Source organism: Afipia massiliensis, assembly GCF_014203115.1.
GTDB classification, from domain to species: Bacteria; Pseudomonadota; Alphaproteobacteria; order Rhizobiales; family Xanthobacteraceae; genus Afipia; species Afipia massiliensis.
In genome coordinates this window covers 461200-478502 of sequence record NZ_JACHIJ010000005.1, presented here as the reverse complement: position 1 = coordinate 478502, position 17303 = coordinate 461200, and the positions used below count along the sequence as shown (strand labels likewise).

The window sequence follows — 17303 nt, the reverse complement described above, 5'->3', positions numbered from 1 at the left end:
TTGGATGGCCGTCAGGCGGCCCGGACCGAAGAGGGCGCCTTGCCCCGTTCGTCGAGCGGCACGAATGTCAGGTTTTCCGGGCCGACATAATTCGCCGACGGCCGGATGATCTTGTTGTCGATGCGCTGTTCGATCACATGCGCGGCCCAGCCGGACGTCCGTGAGATCACAAACAGCGGCGTGAACATCGCGGTCGGCACGCCCATGGCGTGATAGGACACCGCGCTGAACCAGTCGAGATTGGCGAACATCTTCTTGGTTTCGTTCATCACGGCTTCGATCCGGTCCGCGATCTCAAACATCCGCATGCTGCCGCCCTCGGTGCTGAGACGCCGTGCGACCTCCTTGATGACCTTGTTGCGCGGATCGGCAATCGTATAGACCGGATGCCCGAATCCGATCACGACCTCTTTGGCCTCCACGCGGCGGCGGATGTCCGCTTCCGCCAGATCGGCGCTGTCGTAACGCTTCTGAATCTCGAACGCGACTTCGTTGGCGCCGCCGTGCTTGGGTCCGCGCAGGGCGCCGATGGCGCCGGATATAGCCGAATACATGTCCGAGCCGGTGCCTGCGATGGATCGCGCGGTGAACGTCGAGGCGTTGAACTCATGCTCGGCGTAAAGAATGAGCGAGGTGTGCATCGCGCGCTCATGCGACGCCGAGGGCTTTTTGCCATGGAGCAGATGCAGGAAGTGCGCGCCGATGGAATCGTCGTCGGTCTCGACCTCGATGCGCCGGCCGTGATGGGCGTAGTGATGCCAGTACAGCAGCATCGAGCCGAGCGAGGCCATCAGCCGATCCGCGATGTCGCGCGCGCCGGGCTGGCCGTGATCGTGCACCTCCGGCAGGATGCAGCCCAGCGCTGAGACGCCGGTTCGCATCACATCCATCGGATGCGCCGCGGCGGGCAGCAGTTCGAGGCTGCGCAGCACTGCCACCGGAAGGCCGCGTAGCGATTTCAGCTTGGCCTTGTAGTTGCGCAGTTCCGATACGGTCGGCAGGCTGCCGTGAACCAGCAGATGCGCGATTTCCTCGAACTCGCAGGTCTCGGCGACGTCAAGAATGTCGTAACCGCGATAATGCAGGTCGTTGCCGGTGCGGCCCACGGTGCACAGCGCGGTGTTGCCGGCGACGACGCCTGACAGCGCCACCGATTTCTTGGGGGCAGGTTTCACATCCATCGCATGGTCCTCCTTTACCGGGCAGCTGCGCGCTTTGCCGGCGCATCGTGGTGCCAATCGAAGATGCCGTGCGTCGTGCGGCTGCCGAGCAGTTTCGCATCGACGGTGAATGTGAGATCGGTCAGTTCACCGGCCTTCAACGAGGTCAGCCGTTCCACCGTGGCGATGAAGCGATCTTGCTCGGCTTGTGCGATCACACCGTCCGACAGCGTGCGGAATTTCTTGATGTAGTCCGGCCGCTTGAACGGGCGCGCGCCGAGGGGATGCGCGTCGGCCACCGCGAGTTCATCGCTGACGACCGAGCCGCCTTTCAGCGTAACGACGACGCGGCCGCCGAAGGCTTTTTCCTTCGGATCGTGGCTGTGATAGCGGCGTGTCCATTCCGGGTCTTCCACCGTGGAGATCTTGTGCCACAGCGCCACGGTCTTCTCGCGGTTGGCGCGTTCCGGCGCGTAGGATTTCTCGTGATGCCAGCCGCCGTCCTCGAGCGCGACGGCGAAGATGTACATGATGGAGTGATCGAGGGTTTCGCGGCTCGCCTTCGGGTCCATTTTTTGCGGATCGTTGGCGCCGGTGCCGATCACATAATGGGTGTGATGGCTGGTGTGGATGACGATGCTTTCCACCTTCGACAGGTCACCGATCTTCGGACCCATGCGCCGCGCCAGATCGATCAGCGCCTGGCTCTGATATTCGGCGGAATGCTCCTTGGTGTAGGTGTCGAGGATCGCGCGTTTCGGCTCGCCCTTTTCGGGCAGCGGCACGATGTATTGCGCCTTCGGGCCGCTCAGCAGATACGCGATGAAACCGTCCTCGCCTTCCCACGCGGGTGATGGTGCGCCTTCGCCGCGCAGCACGCGGTCGACTGCTTCGATCGCCATCTTGCCTGCGAAGGCCGGTGCATAGGCCTTCCAGCTCGAGATTTCGCCCTTGCGTGACTGGCGCGTGGTGGTGGTGACATGCAGCGCCTGCTGCACCGCCTGATAGGTCGTCTCGGTCGGCAGGTTCAGCAGCGTGCCGATGCCCGCGGCAGCGGACGGGCCGAGATGCGCGATGTGATCGATCTTGTGCTCATGCAGACAAATGCCCTTCACCAGATCGACCTGAATCTCGTATCCCGTCGCGAGGCCGCGAACGAGATCCGCGCCGGACAGTCCGCAGTGCTGCGCGACGGCGAGGATCGGCGGAATGTTGTCGCCGGGATGCGAATAGTCGGCCGCGAGGAAGGTGTCGTGAAAATCCAGTTCACGCACCGCGACGCCATTTGCCCACGCCGCCCATTCCGGCGAGATACGCTGGCTCTTGTTGAGGCCGAACACGGTCGCGCCCGGCTGGAACGGATGCGCCTCTGCCTGCGCCCGCGCGCTCGCGACTGGACGGCGCGCCACTGAAGCCGCCGCAACCGCTGCATTGTCAATGATGCGGTTGCCGATCATCTCGACCACATCGGTCTCGACCGCCACCGGATCGGATGCGACCTCAGCGATCTTCCAGGCGAGCTGATCGGTGCGATTGAGCGGTTCTGCCGACTTGTAGGTGCGAACGGTATGCTGCTTCACGGGTGTCTTTCCCTGTTCAGGTCAGTTGATGTTTCAGATTGAGTGGAGCGCTTTGCGCGATGGCGACCGGCCGGCCGTGCTCGTTGACGGCAACCATCTCGAAATTTCCGCGGGTCACGACATCGCGTTGCCCGCTGGCGAGATTTTCGCGGATCATCTCCACGCACACCGTCATTGAGCTACGGCCCTCGCGCTCGACGCGAGCGACGATCTCGATCAACTCGCCGACGGGGATCGGCTGGTGGAATTCGATCTTGTCGGATGTCGCCATCACCACGTTGCAGCGGGCACGCCGCGCGGCGGCGACGAATGCGGCCTTACCCATCAGGTTCAGCGCATTGCCGCCGAACAGTGTGCCGTAGTGATTGGACAGGCCGGGAAATACCATTTCGACGAAACGGGTTTCCCGGACTGGCTCGGCGGCTTTTGCAGATAATTGCATCGGGAGCGCTCCGGACGGCTTGTTATTCCGTCAGAACTTCGCAATATCTGCATAGCGAAGTGCTTGAAAATGCCTGAAATAGCGAAGTTTTGCGAAGGTTCGTGGTCGAGTTTGCAAAGTCTGCAAAGTGAGGCTGTCCAATGAAAAAGACTTTCATGGGTGTGCGGCTGAAGCGGCTTCGCGAGGAGCGGCGGCTGACGCAGGCGGCGCTCGCCGCCAAGCTCGGCATTTCGCTGAGCTACCTGAATCAACTGGAGAACAACCAGCGGCCGCTGACGCTGCCGGTGCTGCTCGCGTTGAATTCCACCTTCGGTCTCGACGTGCAGTCGTTTTCCGATGACGACGAGGCGCGGTTGATTGCCGATCTGCGCGAGGCGCTGGCCGATCCGGCGCTCGGCGAGACCATTGCGACAGCCGACTTGCGCGAACTTGCGCTGAACATGCCGGCGGTGGGGCGCGCGCTGGTGACGCTGAATCGCAAATACCGTTTAGCGACCGAACAAAGTGCGGCACTGTCCGCGCGGCTCGGCGAGGACCGTCAGGCGGCGTCCGCGATCCTGCCATCGACGCCGTTCGAAGAGGTGCGCGATTTCTTCTACGCGCACAACAATCACATTCCGGAACTGGACGAGGCCGCCGAAGCCATCGCCATGCGGATGAAATTTCCCATCGGGCAGATGGCGCCAGCGCTCGCCGCCTATCTCGAAAGCCGTCACGGCGTCAAAGCGGTGTTCGACACGTTCGACGAATTGCCATCGGGAACGCAACGGAAATTCGATACGCGCGCGAAGGTCATGCAGTTGTCGCGGCGTCTGCGGCCCGGCCAGCAGGCTTTTCAGTTCGCCACACAGATCGCCATCCTGGAGCTCGACAACGAGTTGCGCTCGATCATCGACAAGGCTGGCTTCACCAATGACGACGCGCGAGGGTTGGCTCGCATCGGCCTTGCCAATTATTTCGCCGGCGCGATGGTTTTGCCTTACACGGTATTTCTGAGCGAAGCGGAGCGCTGGCGTTATGACATCGAATTGCTGGGGCATCGTTTCGGTGTCGGGTTCGAGACCGTCTGCCACCGGTTGAGCGCGCTGCAGCGGCCAAATGCGCGCGGGATTCCCTTTTTCTTCGTCCGGGTCGATCGCGCGGGAAATATCTCAAAGCGGCAATCCGCAACCGACTTCCATTTCTCCCGTGTCGGCGGAACCTGCCCATTGTGGAACGTCTACGAGGCGTTTGCGAATCCGGGGCGCGTCCTGACGCAACTGGCGCGAATGCCGGACGAGCGGACATATCTATGGATCGCGCGGACCGTGTCGCACGGGCAGGGCGGCTATGGCGCGCCCGCGAAGACATTCGCCGTCGCGCTGGGCTGCGATGTGCGTCACGCCGAACGCATCGTCTACTCACAGGGGTTGAATATCGATCCGGCGGTTGCGACGCCGATCGGCATGGGCTGCAAGGTCTGCGAGCGGCTTGATTGTCCGCAGCGCGCTTTTCCGCCGATCGGGCGCGCACTGAACATTGATGAATCTCGCTCGCATTTTTCTCCCTATGCGACGTCTGCACCGATCGCACAATGACAAGGTTATGAGCGCTGGCTCACGATTTTGCCAGTTCTTGGAGATTCTCTAAACACCCACGGTTGTAGAAGGGCTTGGGGATCAATAGACAGGAGAGGCAGGTGCCTCTCAGTCATCGCTGGTCGAAAACAGGCAGTCATGTTTAAGACAGGATGCGACAAGCAAGCGCGCAGGCTGGGAGCACGCACGATAGGCATTGCCCGCGCGGGACTTCGGAGATACTTGCAGTCAGTTCTGATCATCCGGCGGAGTGCCTGATATGAAGAAGGGCGAGGGGCATTACCGAGTTTATTTCGCGCATCGTGCAGCTTTGATCGATTATGCAGCTCCTATCCTCGGCTCCCGCGAAACAGCCGAGGACACAAGGAATTTTGGCGACTGATCGAGTTACGGTGGCACCGAAAGGACCAGTCAGTCGCGACCGATGTCCCGCCGCAGAATAGGCGGGGCTATTCCCACGACTGTTCAAAGATTTGGCGATAGCCCGCGGCGTCAATGGGCCTTGGGTTGGTGCCGGTGGAGTGATCCTGCGCGGCCTTCCTGATCATGTCGTCGATGACACTGGCCGAAACACCCATCGCACGCAAACCGCGCGGAAGCTTCAGATCAACGTTTAGTCCTGCGAAGAAGTCGGCAACATCTGCAGTAGCCGACAGTCCAAGCGCGGCCCTTAGCCGAGCAATCTTGTCGGTGATCGCCCCCGCATTGAAGCGCATCACCGCCGGCATCAGTACGGCATTCAGCGTGCCATGATGAAGACTAGGCTCCGTCAATCCGCCCAACGCATGGGAAAGTCCGTGCACCGCGCCGAGGCCTTTCTGAAAACACAGCCCGCCTTGCAGGGCGCCCATCATCATCTGCCAGCGCGCATCGCGATCGTCGCCATGGGCAACAACCTGGGTCAGATTGCCGATAATGCGCGTTGCGCCGTCGAGGGCGATAGCATCCGCCGGTGGATTGATGCGCGGCGAGAGATAGGTTTCGACGCAATGCGAGAGCGCGTCCATACCGGTCGCGGCGGTAAGCCCGGACGGCAGGCCAAGAGTCAGCAACGGATCGCAAATTGCGCGCATCGGAATCAGATGCGGGCTGACGAATCCCAGTTTGCGGCCATCGCGCAGCGTGATCAGGGCGGCACGTCCAACCTCGCTTCCTGTCCCGGCGGTGGTCGGAACAGCAATGACAGGCGCGATCGATGCGCTGATCTTCGGTACGCCGCCAAGAATTGCGGCATACTGTTCAAGCGGTCCCTCGTGCGTGGCAAGCAGTGCGACCGCTTTGGCGAGATCAATCGGTGAGCCGCCGCCGATCGCGATCAAGCCATCGCATTGTTCGGCTGTGTAAATCGCGAGAGCTTGATGCGCCGCCTCTTCGGTCGGATTGGGCGGCGTTCCCTCGAACACGGGCCAATGAGCGCCACCTGCTTTCGCCAGCACGCGCTCCACCAGTCCGGCGGCAATGATCCCCCGATCGGTGACAACGAGCGGTCGGGCAATGCCGACCGCCTTGAGTTCGTCGGACAACGCATCCGATTCGTCAAAACCGAATCTGATGGTGGTGAGATAGGATATCATGGTCATGACGCGTTGCCCTTTGGTCTACTCAATCAATCTCGCGTCACAGATCCGTACGCTCTTCCCGAATGTCGCGGCGCTCTTCCATATTGAAGCGCCCGGCATAAATCGGCCGACCGCCAGTGGTGGGGCCGGGATATTGCACGATCAGGATATCCCCGCCGGTCGCGGTTTCGAATTTGCCTTCGAAATGCGGGTCCGGATGAAAGATCATCGTGCCTGCCTTGCATAGATTATCGTCGATCTGAAATTCGCCGCTGAGGATGTACCAGACCTGCGCGAAGTCGTGGTTGTGCACTGGATGGTGGGCGCCGGGTGCGAGCCGCAGAATCCCGGCATTGGGTTCGGTCGGGCGCTCAGGACGGGGATGAAACAACATCTTGCCGGTTTCTCCCGGCCAGCGAATGGTCTCCCATTCGATATCGTCCATATGCTTCACTTCATACGGCAAGTGCTTGCCGCTTGGTGTGATCGGAGCCGTCTGCATACCTTGGTTCTCCTAGTTTGATTTGGTCTTGGTTGTCCGCATCGCAGGCGACGCGGTTGGTACTCTCCACCAATCGAAGTGTTCAGTCTTCGAGGGAGACTTTGCGACCACCATCAAGATGCGCGCCTCGTCATCTCCGACGTTATCGGCGCGGTGCGGCAGTTCAGAATTCAGGAAAATGCCTTCACCGGGGGAGAGGTCAAAGCTCTCGGCTCCGACATGGAAGCGGATCAGTCCGCTTATCACGTAGCAATATTCCTGACCGGGATGCGACACCATCAGGTCCATCCGGTTCTTGCGTGGAAACACCAGATGAAACACTTCGAGATCGTCGTTCGGCATGCCGCCGGCAAATAGCCGCCAGCGATAGCCGGTGCTTGGAATGTTCTGAGCTTCCCCGGCATCCTTGACCCGATGCACAGTCACGCTGCTTCGCAGCTGATCCGGAGCTCCGACAAAAAGTTCTGCGACGCCGACATCGAGCGTATGTGCGATCTGGATCAGATTGGCCACCGAACTGGAAACCTGCCCGCGCTCAAGGCGTGACACGAACGCATCTGAAAGCCCCGCGCCATCGGCCAAGTCCTTCAGTTTCATCCCACGCCCCTCGCGTAGCGAACGAATTCGCGCTCCCAAAGCAACCAGCGCATCGTCCTGCATTTTCATCTCCGGCACCTTTCTCTGAATTTGCTTCCTTGTCAATTAAAATTGCTTTATAAGCAATTAAATTGGCGAATTACGATGGTTTATATCCGGAATCAGCGAGTGCCGCCAAGAAGATTGCGTACCAAGCAATCACTCACAAACAGGAGGGTCGCCATGAAGATCGTGAAGTTAGGGGTTCTATTGTGCACAATCGCCGGCACGGCGGTTTCGCAAAGCGTCGCTGCCGACAGCGGGAAATCGGACAACGTCATCAAGATCGGCATTCTGAATGATCGATCGGGCGCTTACGCGGATCTCGGGGGCGAAGGCTCCGTCGTCGCAGCGAAAATGGCTGCTGAGGAATTCGGCAATGCTATCGACGGCGTGCCGATCGAGATTATCTCGGCGGATCATCAAAACAAGCCGGACATCGGTTTAGGCATTGTCCGGCGCTGGTTCGATGTCGAGAAAGTCGATGTCGTCGCGGACATTTCCAACTCTGGAGTTGGATTCGCGGTAACGACACTGGCAAACGAACGCCAGAGGATCGTGCTGAATGCATCGGCCTCTTCCGATTTCACAGGAAAGGCCTGCACCCGAACCTCGTTCCAGTGGGTCTATTCCAGTTATACCAATGGATATGGGCTCGCGAGCGCGCTGACCAAGCAAAAGCTCGATAGCTGGTTTCTCATAACCGTGGACTATTCCTTCGGTCATGCGTTTTCGAACGATATGCGCCGCGCCATCGAAAAGGCCGGCGGCAAGGTCGTCGGCGAGGTGCGACACCCGCTCAACACGGCGGATTTCAGTTCGGTCCTGCTGCAGGCGCAAGCATCAAACGCCAAGGTCGTTGCGCTCGCCAATGCCGGCGCGGACATGACGACGGCCGTCAAACAGGCCAGCGAGTTCGGTATCACCAGCAAGCAGACGCTTGTCGCTCCCACAGTGTTCCTCACTGACATCGACTCCATCGGGCTTGCCGCTGCACAAGGCCTGCAGTTCGTCACGGCTTTCTACTGGGATCGCGATGAGGCTTCGCGGACCTGGTCAAAGAAGTACTTCGCACGTCAGGGCCGCATGCCGACGATGACGCAGGCCGGGATATATTCCGCGGTCCGGCACTACTTGCATGCTGTGCGAGCGGCAAAGACCGACGACGCCCTGAAGGTGGCCGACAAGATGCGTGAACTGCCCGTTTCGGATGCATTCGCGCCGAATGGAAAGGTCAGGGCCGACGGCCAGTTTCTTCATGACATGTATATCGCGCGGGTGAAGAAGCCGGCCGAGTCCAAACAGCGGTGGGACTACTATGATATCGTTTCAACGATACCGGCTGATGAAGCCTTCCGCCCGCTGAGCGAAGGTGGATGTCCGCTCCTAGCTCAACGATAATGCGACGAAGCGCCGTCCTTCGGGACGGCGCTTGAAGCCCAAGCGCATTACAAGATGCCGCCATGCGCTCTCAGGCAGGAGTTTGTGGGCGCGCTAACGCAAGGTCAGTCGCGAGACACCAACCGCGAGGTTCACGCCAGTCTGGCCCTGAATTGAGAGCGGCTGGAGCGAAATCGAGCGGTTAAATCCGCCAACCAGAACATTCGCACCTGCGCCAAAGCCAAAAGAGGCGTCCCCACTCGCTCCAACGTAGGTCCCGGCGAGAGTGCTGCGCTTAACACGTGACGATCGCGCGGAAAAAACCACCCATAGCAATCTGGATCCGCTTGTTACACCAATGTCGAGACCAACACGCCTCATGGTGCCGGAATAAGTGTATCGCCGGCCAGTCTCAAAAGAACGAAAAGTGCAGCTGAGCCTTTGGCTCGAACCGACGATCAGTCCTACGCTTGGCCCACCTCTACATACGAGTTCACCGGCCTGGGCGCGGGACTCTTGTGCATTGGCGTGTGACGCGCCCATGACCAGCGAAAGACAAAACAGAATCAATATCCCTCGTCGCATTTTTCATTCCTTGTTCAAGAAAGAGCCGCGGCAATGTTCATTACCGATGGATATAACGGCGCCCGATGACACGTCCGGTTCGTGCATCGATCGTCAGTCGCAGAATGTCGCGCCGGCGGCGACTTTCACCGGTGACGACCCAATAACGGCCCCGCATGTCGGCATGTCTGACGCGAGATACTCCGTTTCGTTGGGCTATTCTAATCGCCTCCGAACGGCCCACGCGATGCGATCTTCGATCGATGCGCACACCATCGCGGTCGATGGTGACGCTTTGCGCAGTAGCGCTGGAAACCAGCCGTGGCGTCAATTCTGCGAAGAGCAGGGCAGCGGCCACAAGGACAAACGCTAGAAATTTATTCATATGCGCGCCTTTCCATCGCTCTTGAGAAGCGCCCATACTCGGCATGCAGCGAGTTACCAGCACTTCAACATCCAAGACTAGCAAGACATCGGACATTGGCAACAGCGTAGACCACCCCCGTGGTCCGTTTGAAATGTTGGTTTGGAATGTGCATTTTGTGCCATCAATTGGTCTGCGGCCAGACAATTCTCTCGGGTTCCGGCGGTCGATCCGGCACTGAGTGAGGATCACGTCAAAGGAGCGCTGCCCGCTCATTGAGGATCAGAATCATTTAGCTCCACGTCGCACTGACGCTGCTGCGGGAAAGCTGCGGGGGCGGAGCGTCTCAGGGAGACATTGTCGGCAAAGATGCGCGAATGCGCTCCGAAAAATCGGATGCGCCATCGGCGGCCCGCGCGGCTTCGTTGATCAGGGAGCGCCGACGCAGTTCGTCAAACGGAAGCGTCGTGTCCACCCGGCCCGAGTGATAGAGGTAGCTGTCGATCAGGCCGTTAAGCAGATGGCGGATGTCGAACCGGCCGGCTCGTCCGGCGGCATTCGCATAGCGCACGATGTTGATCGTGCAACTGTTGGTCAGCAGGTGATAGAACTCCGGCCGGTCGGCGAGTTCGTTGATCCGCGTCAGGTAAACCAGCAGCAGCCGGCGTGCATCGTCGGCGGAGGCGTTGAGGCGATAGAGGTATGTTGGCTCGCGCCGGTGGTTGGTGCGTACGCCGACGAGGTCGCCCTCGTCGCCCACCACGTAGATCAACTCGAATTGCTTGAACAGTGAAGCGACCGGCGCAAAGCCCTCGCCGATCTCTGGTCGTGTCTCGATCGAGATCGTCAGCGGCGGGGCGTTGTCGAAGATGAAACTTACGAACGTGTGCCCGACCGGCCCCTCGGTAAAATATGAGACGTAGAAATCAAGCGCGGTCAGGTGCGACAGCGATACCTCGCGCTCCTCCCAGCGTACGGTGAAGTCGTTCCGGGTACGGTAGTCGAAGTTGCGCACGCCGGTGATGCGCACGCGGTCGCCGTCGATGATCGCCCGTGGCATCACCGCGACTTCCGGCCGCCACTCGCGATCGTGCGAGGGAGGAATCGAAATCCACCACGCAACAACGCCAAGAAACAACAAGCCGAAGACCGCGGGCATCCGCCGTTGACGTGAGAACCAGAGGGCCCAGATCGCGAAGGCCGCAAAGGCCACTGCCAGCGCAAGGCGCGCCGCGGTCCATGGCAGGTTCGAATAGTAGATTGCCAGGGCTGCCCACGCGATGAGCAGGACCCGGCAAAGAAACCAAAGCCCGGCTATTAGCCAGCCGAGCGACGTGGACAAAAACCTGCGCAGCGAACTCATGGATTCCTTCCGCTGTTTTCAACTGAATCCGTATTCGAGGTATTTGTCACGCCAGGGTGGAAGCGGACGCAGGGAGTGTACCGGCCAGACTTCACTTGCTAAGTACGTTCTGGTAGCCTTTCGCAACTCTACATGATTGTTCAAATTCGTTTCAAGTTTGGCCCCAGTGGGCATCGCAATTGATCGAGAGACCCAAATGCTTACTTGTTACAGGTTACGCTCCGGCGCCCTGAGCCTGGCTTTGCTTGCCGTATCATTTGTGTCGCCCGGGTCCGCCAGCGCTCAGACATTGAACGCTGTCAAGGATCGCGGAACGCTCAATTGCGGCGTCAGTCAGGGTCTGCTGGGCTTTTCGAGCAGGGACGACAAGAACGCTTGGTCCGGCTTTGACGTCGACTTTTGCCGCGCCGTGGCTGCCGCCATTTTTGACGATCCTGCGAAGGTGACGTTTGTGCCGCTCGACACAGCGTCGCGTTTTGCCGCGCTGCAGTCGAAGGAGATCGACGTGTTGTCGCGCGGCACGACCTGGACGATGTCGCGTGAAGGTTCGCTGGGCGTGATGTTTGCCGCTGTTGCGTATTATGACGGCCAGGGATTTTTGCTGCGCAGGGCTGCCAAGATCGACACCGCACTGGATCTCGGCGGAAAGACCGTTTGCACCCTGAGCGGTACGACGACGGAGCTCAATCTGGCGGACTACTTCCGCGCCAATACGATGGAGCTCAAGATACTGGCGCTTCCCACGTCGGACGAAGCGTTGAAAGCCTATGACGATCGCAAGTGCGATGTCCTGACAAGCGACGTTTCACAGCTCTATGCGCAGCGTCTCAAGCTGTCCGCGCCCGACAGTCACATTATCCTGCCAGAAGTGATTTCGAAGGAGCCGCTCGGACCGGCGGTGCGTCAGGGCGATGAACGCTGGTTCAACCTGATCAAGTGGACGCTTTTTTCACTGATCAATGCCGAGGAGTTAGGGGTCAAATCGAAATCGGTCGATGAGGCGCTGAAATCGTCCGATCCGGATGTCCGCCGCCTTGTCGGCATCGAGGGCGAATTCGGCGCGCAATTGGGTCTCACCAAGGATTGGGCCGTCCGGGTTGTCCGCGCCGTCGGCAACTATGGCGAGATCTATGAGAGAAATGTTGGGACACAGTCGAGCTTGAGCATTCCTCGCGGATTGAATGCGCTTTGGACGCGCGGCGGAATCCAGTACGCGCCTCCCATCAGGTAATTCCTTATCGGGCAGTTCTTGGAGCAGTTCTTGGGGCAGTTCTTGGGGCAGTTCTTGGGGCAAGTCATGAATGTGGATTATTTCTCGCTGTTGACGACGGCCGTTGCCGGCAAGGGCGCAGCCGAACGCGACAAGATTTACAGGGACGCGCGCGGCCTGATTGCCAGGTCCAACCTGGCGCGAGAGGCCGCCGCGCTGCATGTCTCTGCACTCGAAGCTGCCATCCAGCGAATAGAGAGCGATCTCGCTTCCGAAGAGTTGAACCAGGACAAGTCGACGGCAGCCGAAGAACTGCTGTCACCCGGCATTGATTGGAAGCGCGTTGCGGTGATTGCATGCGCGATCGTCGCTGTGATCGGTCTGTCGGTCTTTCTTTATCAGTATCTGGCCGGCAAGCGCGGCAGCGCGACTGCTTCGCGCGGCCGCGAAGATATCGTCATGCCGGACCTGAAGCCCGGGGTCGATGGCGGTTCATCGGCTGAGGGCCTGCCATTCGCGCTCCAGCGTCAGGTCGTGTTTTATCGAACCACCGTCATTCCTGGATCTATCGTGGTCGACCGGGAAAACCGCTTTCTCTATCTGATCGATTCCAACAATTCCGCGCGCCGTTACGGGATCGGAATTGCCCGGGAATGCCTGAAATCGGGAACGCTCTATCGTGTCACTAACAAACTCGAGTGGCCTGAGTGGAAGCCCGCGAGCGCCGAGACCGCGAAAGAGACGGCGGCATTTCGTCCGCTGGCCGGCGGTCCTGGAAATCCCTTTGGCGCTCGTGCGCTGGTGATGGACAGGCCCGATCTGCTTATTCACGGGACGAACTCGCCGAAAACCATCGGTCACCTCGTGGCTTCCGGATGCATCCGATTGGTGAACGAAGATGTCGAAGATCTGTATCGCCGGGTTTCCCTGGAAACCCGGGTGATTTTTGTCAGCTAGCGCTTTCGGCCGTTCGAATCTTAGCTTTCGGGAGGCGGGACGAAGCAGAGGATGCCCGCCTCGGGCGTGTAGCACAAAACCGCACCCCCGGTCGGGTTGCTGTGCTCATCGAGTATTCTCTCTGCCGGGACTCGGAGCCAGAAGATCGTTGAGACATGCCACTTCTGGTCAATCTTGACCTCATAACCTTGGCTATCCCGCCGCACCTCAGCGGTGCGGCAATCAGCGATTGAGCAACATTCCGCGCCCGTTCCCGGCTGTTTCAAACTCTTGAACCAAGGGGCCAATGACGGATCGGCGTTGTCCGGTGGCAGGGCATGGAGCGGCGTGCTGGACAATGCGAACGTCATCGCTCCCGCAAGCAGTGTTCGCACGCTGACCTCCGTAAGGACTGTGCGGCCGCATGAGCCGCGATGCTGGGCGAACGGATACATTCCCGGCATCAGATCCCGTCAGTGAGTTCAACCTATACCGTCTATTCACGATGGCAATGCAGGCGGATCGCTGGATGCTTGCCTCAATCGTGCCGGCGAGTTGTTGAGCGGTGCTCGTTTTCCTGGGCGGTATGCCAACAGAGAATCTAGTCGAACTGAAAACTGATCGCGGGAACTCTGGGACATTGGGCGCTCTGACCCGTAGCCAAAAGGATTATCTTGGGTCGGCTGCAAGTCGAATAGAGTTTGTGCATTGAGGTCAAGCCGGCAGCGGAGGCGTCGGCGCTCGAAGCGCAGTCGTTGGAGCAGGAGCGACGCCGCACGGAGACCTTGGCAAATGAGCTTGCTGAGACGCGGCGCTCTGTCAATGCACGCAATCTCCAGTTACGCGAACTCGCAAACGAACTCAGGGAAGCGCGCCGCGAGATCGACACGCACGTGGCGATGTCAAACAAGACTGCTGACGAAGCGGCACAGCTCAAGCAAGCGGCGGAAAGCGCCACGGCGGAATTGCGACGCTCGTTGCAGCAGGAACGCGACAGGGCCGAAGCGCTGGAGCGGGATCTGGCCCACCGAACGGCCGATCCGCCCATAGCGCTCCAGACCGCGGCGAGCAGCCCGGTTGCCCAGATGGCTGCGGCATCGCCGCATATTTGCTGCGGAGGCGCAAAACAGTCCGGAAGCTGCACGGTTGATTGCGCGCGCCAGCGCGCTGCTCCGCCAGGGGATATTGGCGCGGCGCGGATCGTGCTTGAGCGCGCTGCCGAGACGGGCAGTGCACAGGCGAGCTTCACGCTCGCGGAGACTTATGACCCCGTCATTCTCTCCACCTGGGGACATATGGAACGCGCGGCGATACGACGAAAGCGCGCGAGCTTTATGCAAATGCTTATGCCGGCGGCATTCAGGAAGCGAAGGACCGATTCAACGCGTTGCGGCAATGAGGGAATGGTGAACCGGAATCGCTTTTGTGCAAAGCGCGAGCGATCCGATGGTCCATCTTCGCGCCTGCTCTCTGATGGAGCGTGTGGAGCGGCTGGAATGTCTGGACAGGCTGTCGCGTGACATCGCGTCGCCGGCCTCGTTCGGCCCCGGAGGGCAGCAACAACTGGATTGTCAGCGAGACCACTTCGCCCATCGACTATACGCCGATTGTCACCGCCACCAGTTCCTTCCGCGGTGGCCCCAACAGCTCATCGATGGACCTCTCGATTCACTGCCGCAGCGGCCGCACTGAACTGGTGATCACAGGGCCAGCGGTCTCGCGCACTGGCGAGGACTACACGATATCCTATCGCATTAATGACGATCGGCCGGTGCAATCCGCAGCACGTTCGCCAGCATTTGGAGCGGGCGCTGCATTCCGGGGCGACGTCGTGCAATTGTTGCTGTCGCTCCCCGAAGAAGGGGGCATTACCGTCCGTCTCTCCGCCCGGGATGGTGCCGCCCAAGACGGGTATTTTTCCTTCGGCGGACTGAAGACGGTCCGAGACAAGGTCGCCGCAGCGTGCAAGTGGCCTCACGCCGTTGCCAAGCCACGCAACTAATGATCCTCGAGCTAACACGGGAGATGCGCGATGATGGAATTTGGAAGATTTGCCAGGGCTGCGTTGGGGGCCCTCGTCGCGCTGCTCATCGTCGCACCTTCCGCGACGGCACAGGAAAAGAAGCAGACCATAGCAAAGAAGCCGACGACAGCGCAGTCGTCGAAGCGGCCTGCTACCGAGAAGAAGCAGCACAATCTTGTCTTGCAGGTGAATACGAACGAACCTGCGATGATGAATCTGGCGCTCAACAATGCAACGAACGTCGCGCAATACTACAAGGACCTCGGCGAGAAAGTGACGATCGAGATTGTCACTTTCGGTCCCGGCCTGCATATGCTGCGCGACGACACCTCGCCGGTCAAGGCGCGGATCACGGCGATCACGGCGAGTACGCCAGCTATCTCCTTCAAGGCCTGCGGCAATACCCAGGAGAATATGAGCAAGGCCGAGAATAAGGAGATTGCTCTCGTTTCAGAAGCGAAAGTTGTGAAATCCGGCGTTGTGCGCGTCATGGAGCTGCAGGAGCGTGGATGGTCGTATGTAAAGCCGTGAGCATCGAGGTGGGTGGGCGCTCTTCCAGAGCGCCTGGCGCCGCGAGTGATTCGGCTTTCGGTTCAATCCGCGCACATCGGTACGGAGGCTCGCTCCACCAGCGAACTGGGAGCCAACGGATATCCGGCGAACATCGGTTGGGAGTAGTATGCTGCCCTCAGCTAGATAGAACTAGCGACTGCAGAGGAGGCCAGCATGACGATATACATTTCTCAAGGTCGTTACACTGCCGCGGCCATCAAGGGGATGTCCGCGAGTCCGGAGGACCGTTCCGAGGCGGTCGCGGAGTTGTTCACTGCCGCCGGTGCTCGACTGATCAGTTGGTATCTGACTTTGGGACCCTACGATTGGCTGATCATAGCGGAAGCACCGGATGAGCCCACAATGATTTCAGCGGTGCTTGCCGCCGCGGCCGGCGGAAGCCTTACGGACATCACCACGACCGTGGCGCTCACGGCGAGCGATACGACAAAGGCCTTCCGGCGGGCAGGCGAGCTTACTCAGAAATTCAGATCGGCGGGCCAAGCCGATTACTACGGAGTAGGGATCGATCCGGGGCGTGAAATCGGCGAGGCTTGAATACCAAATTCTGTGATGTGCGCTGCCGCTGACATGACGACCAGAGGTCGTCGGTCATAGCCGTGCGCGCTGCTGTTTCGCCGAGTCGAACGTGGTAGGGCTCGCGTGCTTTGCACGATGTAGGCGAGGGCTTCGTTCAATGTCTTTGGAGGCAATCTAAATCCCTGGCATTGCAGGCAAATTCTGGGACCCTTATGGGTAGCTGATCGACAGCTGCCGGAGATTGACGTGTGCCGGCGTCAAATTCCATCTCGGTAGTGCTCGTTCATGACACCGCGAACTGTGTTCAAAAGCTTACGGCCGATCCTTCTTCTGGTGAGCGAAAATGGTGACGAAGGTGATCAAGTCACCACCGCTGCCGCTCAGGGATTTTGCTGATGTGGGATCTCCAGAGTCTTTTTATCAAACATGCCCGGGAGATTGATCGTTTTCTGCGTCGCCGTGGTCACAGCCCGGAGACGGCAGCTGACCTGACGCAGGACACATTCCTTCGGATTCTCACTGCCGTTCCGGATGAGGGCACGGCCGATCATAATCCAAAAGCCTATTTGTATCAGGTCTCCCGTAATCTTAGCATCAACCATGCCCGGCGCGAGCGCCTGGCCAGCACTGTCGATCTCAGTGACGATGCGGTCGCCCAGTATGCCGATCCAGCACCCTCGGCGGAAACGGTTGTCTACGATCGCCAGCGTTTGAAGCTGACGGAGGCCGCCTTGGGTGAACTTCCCGAGCGCACGCGGGTTGCTTTCGAGTTGCACCGTCTTGCGGATCGCACAATCAGCGACGTGGCGCAGGAACTCGACCTCTCGACCACGCGCACCTGGGCTTTGATCCGTGAGGCGTACCGACATATTGTGACCCGCACCGGCGGAATCTGAACTGTATTTATTCCAAAGA

The 17303-nt window shown here is 59.7% G+C and carries 18 protein-coding genes; 8 read left to right on the top strand and 10 right to left on the bottom strand.

Features of this window, described 5'->3' with window-relative positions; all coding sequences use genetic code 11:
- Positions 1-11 precede the first annotated feature (11 nt).
- Genes prpC through HNQ36_RS19135 form a run of 3 tightly spaced genes read right to left on the bottom strand, consistent with a single transcriptional unit; the run spans position 12 to position 3182 of the window.
- On the bottom strand, positions 12-1181 hold the full coding sequence (prpC, locus tag HNQ36_RS19145) for a bifunctional 2-methylcitrate synthase/citrate synthase (protein WP_184087631.1): 1170 nt from the start codon (positions 1179-1181) through the stop codon (positions 12-14).
- Between the two features lie 14 nt (positions 1182-1195).
- Positions 1196-2740: an MmgE/PrpD family protein gene (locus tag HNQ36_RS19140; RefSeq protein ID WP_184087629.1), complete on the bottom strand. Its 1545-nt coding sequence runs from the start codon at positions 2738-2740 to the stop codon at positions 1196-1198.
- 16 nt (positions 2741-2756) lie between these two features.
- Positions 2757-3182 (bottom strand): acyl-CoA thioesterase, encoded by a 426-nt coding sequence (locus tag HNQ36_RS19135; protein ID WP_246395440.1) that lies wholly within the window; start codon positions 3180-3182, stop codon positions 2757-2759.
- 140 nt (positions 3183-3322) lie between these two features.
- Here HNQ36_RS19135 and HNQ36_RS19130 point away from each other — a divergent pair, with 140 nt between their 5' ends.
- Positions 3323-4759, top strand: coding sequence for a short-chain fatty acyl-CoA regulator family protein (locus HNQ36_RS19130; RefSeq protein ID WP_184087627.1), 1437 nt, complete (start codon positions 3323-3325; stop codon positions 4757-4759).
- A 449-nt stretch (positions 4760-5208) separates the two neighbouring features.
- Here HNQ36_RS19130 and HNQ36_RS19125 read toward each other — a convergent pair whose 3' ends face one another.
- The 3 genes from HNQ36_RS19125 to HNQ36_RS19115 are packed head-to-tail and all read right to left on the bottom strand — an operon-like array spanning position 5209 to position 7480.
- On the bottom strand, positions 5209-6339 hold the full coding sequence (locus HNQ36_RS19125) for an iron-containing alcohol dehydrogenase (RefSeq protein WP_184087625.1): 1131 nt from the start codon (positions 6337-6339) through the stop codon (positions 5209-5211).
- 37 nt (positions 6340-6376) lie between these two features.
- On the bottom strand, positions 6377-6820 hold the full coding sequence (locus HNQ36_RS19120) for a cupin domain-containing protein (protein WP_184087623.1): 444 nt from the start codon (positions 6818-6820) through the stop codon (positions 6377-6379).
- A 12-nt stretch (positions 6821-6832) separates the two neighbouring features.
- Positions 6833-7480: a helix-turn-helix domain-containing protein gene (locus tag HNQ36_RS19115; protein WP_283809716.1), complete on the bottom strand. Its 648-nt coding sequence runs from the start codon at positions 7478-7480 to the stop codon at positions 6833-6835.
- 159 nt (positions 7481-7639) lie between these two features.
- Between HNQ36_RS19115 and HNQ36_RS19110 the strand changes: the two genes are divergently transcribed.
- Entirely contained in the window at positions 7640-8857 is a 1218-nt protein-coding gene (locus HNQ36_RS19110; RefSeq protein WP_184087621.1) for an ABC transporter substrate-binding protein, read from the top strand.
- A 93-nt stretch (positions 8858-8950) separates the two neighbouring features.
- On the opposite strand, the gene HNQ36_RS19105 is transcribed toward HNQ36_RS19110, so the two are convergent.
- The 3 genes from HNQ36_RS19105 to HNQ36_RS19095 form a co-directional block, all read right to left on the bottom strand.
- The gene (locus HNQ36_RS19105; RefSeq protein ID WP_347339990.1) at positions 8951-9379 is read right to left on the bottom strand and encodes a DUF992 domain-containing protein; all 429 of its coding nucleotides are present in this window, start codon (positions 9377-9379) and stop codon (positions 8951-8953) included.
- A gap of 82 nt (positions 9380-9461) precedes the next feature.
- The gene (locus HNQ36_RS25975) at positions 9462-9881 is read right to left on the bottom strand and encodes a hypothetical protein (protein ID WP_210312101.1); all 420 of its coding nucleotides are present in this window, start codon (positions 9879-9881) and stop codon (positions 9462-9464) included.
- A gap of 229 nt (positions 9882-10110) precedes the next feature.
- On the bottom strand, positions 10111-11127 hold the full coding sequence (locus HNQ36_RS19095) for an Lnb N-terminal periplasmic domain-containing protein (protein ID WP_184087617.1): 1017 nt from the start codon (positions 11125-11127) through the stop codon (positions 10111-10113).
- A 196-nt stretch (positions 11128-11323) separates the two neighbouring features.
- Here HNQ36_RS19095 and HNQ36_RS19090 point away from each other — a divergent pair, with 196 nt between their 5' ends.
- Positions 11324-12358 (top strand): amino acid ABC transporter substrate-binding protein, encoded by a 1035-nt coding sequence (locus HNQ36_RS19090; protein WP_184087615.1) that lies wholly within the window; start codon positions 11324-11326, stop codon positions 12356-12358.
- Between the two features lie 66 nt (positions 12359-12424).
- On the top strand, positions 12425-13294 hold the full coding sequence (locus HNQ36_RS19085; protein ID WP_184087613.1) for a L,D-transpeptidase: 870 nt from the start codon (positions 12425-12427) through the stop codon (positions 13292-13294).
- Positions 13295-13314: 20 nt separating this feature from the next.
- Here the strand turns inward: HNQ36_RS19085 and HNQ36_RS19080 are convergent, their stop codons facing one another.
- A complete protein-coding gene (locus HNQ36_RS19080; protein ID WP_347339984.1) occupies positions 13315-13668 on the bottom strand; it encodes a hypothetical protein in 354 nt (117 codons plus the stop codon).
- A gap of 1121 nt (positions 13669-14789) precedes the next feature.
- On the opposite strand from HNQ36_RS19080, the gene HNQ36_RS19075 reads away from it, so the two are divergent.
- The 4 genes from HNQ36_RS19075 to HNQ36_RS19060 all read left to right on the top strand — a co-directional run bounded on the left by HNQ36_RS19075 (position 14790) and on the right by HNQ36_RS19060 (position 17284).
- On the top strand, positions 14790-15275 hold the full coding sequence (locus HNQ36_RS19075; RefSeq protein ID WP_246395439.1) for a hypothetical protein: 486 nt from the start codon (positions 14790-14792) through the stop codon (positions 15273-15275).
- 30 nt (positions 15276-15305) lie between these two features.
- The gene (locus tag HNQ36_RS19070) at positions 15306-15827 is read left to right on the top strand and encodes a DsrE family protein (protein WP_184087611.1); all 522 of its coding nucleotides are present in this window, start codon (positions 15306-15308) and stop codon (positions 15825-15827) included.
- A gap of 195 nt (positions 15828-16022) precedes the next feature.
- Positions 16023-16406 (top strand): GYD domain-containing protein, encoded by a 384-nt coding sequence (locus HNQ36_RS19065; RefSeq protein WP_184087609.1) that lies wholly within the window; start codon positions 16023-16025, stop codon positions 16404-16406.
- Positions 16407-16783: 377 nt separating this feature from the next.
- Complete coding sequence (locus HNQ36_RS19060) at positions 16784-17284, top strand: RNA polymerase sigma factor (protein ID WP_184087607.1); 501 nt, start codon at positions 16784-16786, stop codon at positions 17282-17284.
- Positions 17285-17303: the final 19 nt, after the last annotated feature.

Coding starts and splice junctions, on each gene's coding strand:
- HNQ36_RS19060 (WP_184087607.1), top strand. CDS start 16,784: ATGTGGGATCTCCAGAGTCTTTTTATCAAACATGCCCGGGAGATTGAT.
- HNQ36_RS19105 (WP_347339990.1), bottom strand. CDS start 9,379: ATGGGCGCGTCACACGCCAATGCACAAGAGTCCCGCGCCCAGGCCGGT.
- HNQ36_RS19070 (WP_184087611.1), top strand. CDS start 15,306: ATGATGGAATTTGGAAGATTTGCCAGGGCTGCGTTGGGGGCCCTCGTC.
- HNQ36_RS19095 (WP_184087617.1), bottom strand. CDS start 11,127: ATGAGTTCGCTGCGCAGGTTTTTGTCCACGTCGCTCGGCTGGCTAATA.
- HNQ36_RS19110 (WP_184087621.1), top strand. CDS start 7,640: ATGAAGATCGTGAAGTTAGGGGTTCTATTGTGCACAATCGCCGGCACG.
- prpC (WP_184087631.1), bottom strand. CDS start 1,181: ATGGATGTGAAACCTGCCCCCAAGAAATCGGTGGCGCTGTCAGGCGTC.
- HNQ36_RS19125 (WP_184087625.1), bottom strand. CDS start 6,339: ATGACCATGATATCCTATCTCACCACCATCAGATTCGGTTTTGACGAA.
- HNQ36_RS19135 (WP_246395440.1), bottom strand. CDS start 3,182: ATGCAATTATCTGCAAAAGCCGCCGAGCCAGTCCGGGAAACCCGTTTC.
- HNQ36_RS25975 (WP_210312101.1), bottom strand. CDS start 9,881: ATGTCCGATGTCTTGCTAGTCTTGGATGTTGAAGTGCTGGTAACTCGC.
- HNQ36_RS19120 (WP_184087623.1), bottom strand. CDS start 6,820: ATGCAGACGGCTCCGATCACACCAAGCGGCAAGCACTTGCCGTATGAA.
- HNQ36_RS19085 (WP_184087613.1), top strand. CDS start 12,425: ATGAATGTGGATTATTTCTCGCTGTTGACGACGGCCGTTGCCGGCAAG.
- HNQ36_RS19115 (WP_283809716.1), bottom strand. CDS start 7,480: ATGCAGGACGATGCGCTGGTTGCTTTGGGAGCGCGAATTCGTTCGCTA.
- HNQ36_RS19130 (WP_184087627.1), top strand. CDS start 3,323: ATGAAAAAGACTTTCATGGGTGTGCGGCTGAAGCGGCTTCGCGAGGAG.
- HNQ36_RS19065 (WP_184087609.1), top strand. CDS start 16,023: ATGACGATATACATTTCTCAAGGTCGTTACACTGCCGCGGCCATCAAG.
- HNQ36_RS19090 (WP_184087615.1), top strand. CDS start 11,324: ATGCTTACTTGTTACAGGTTACGCTCCGGCGCCCTGAGCCTGGCTTTG.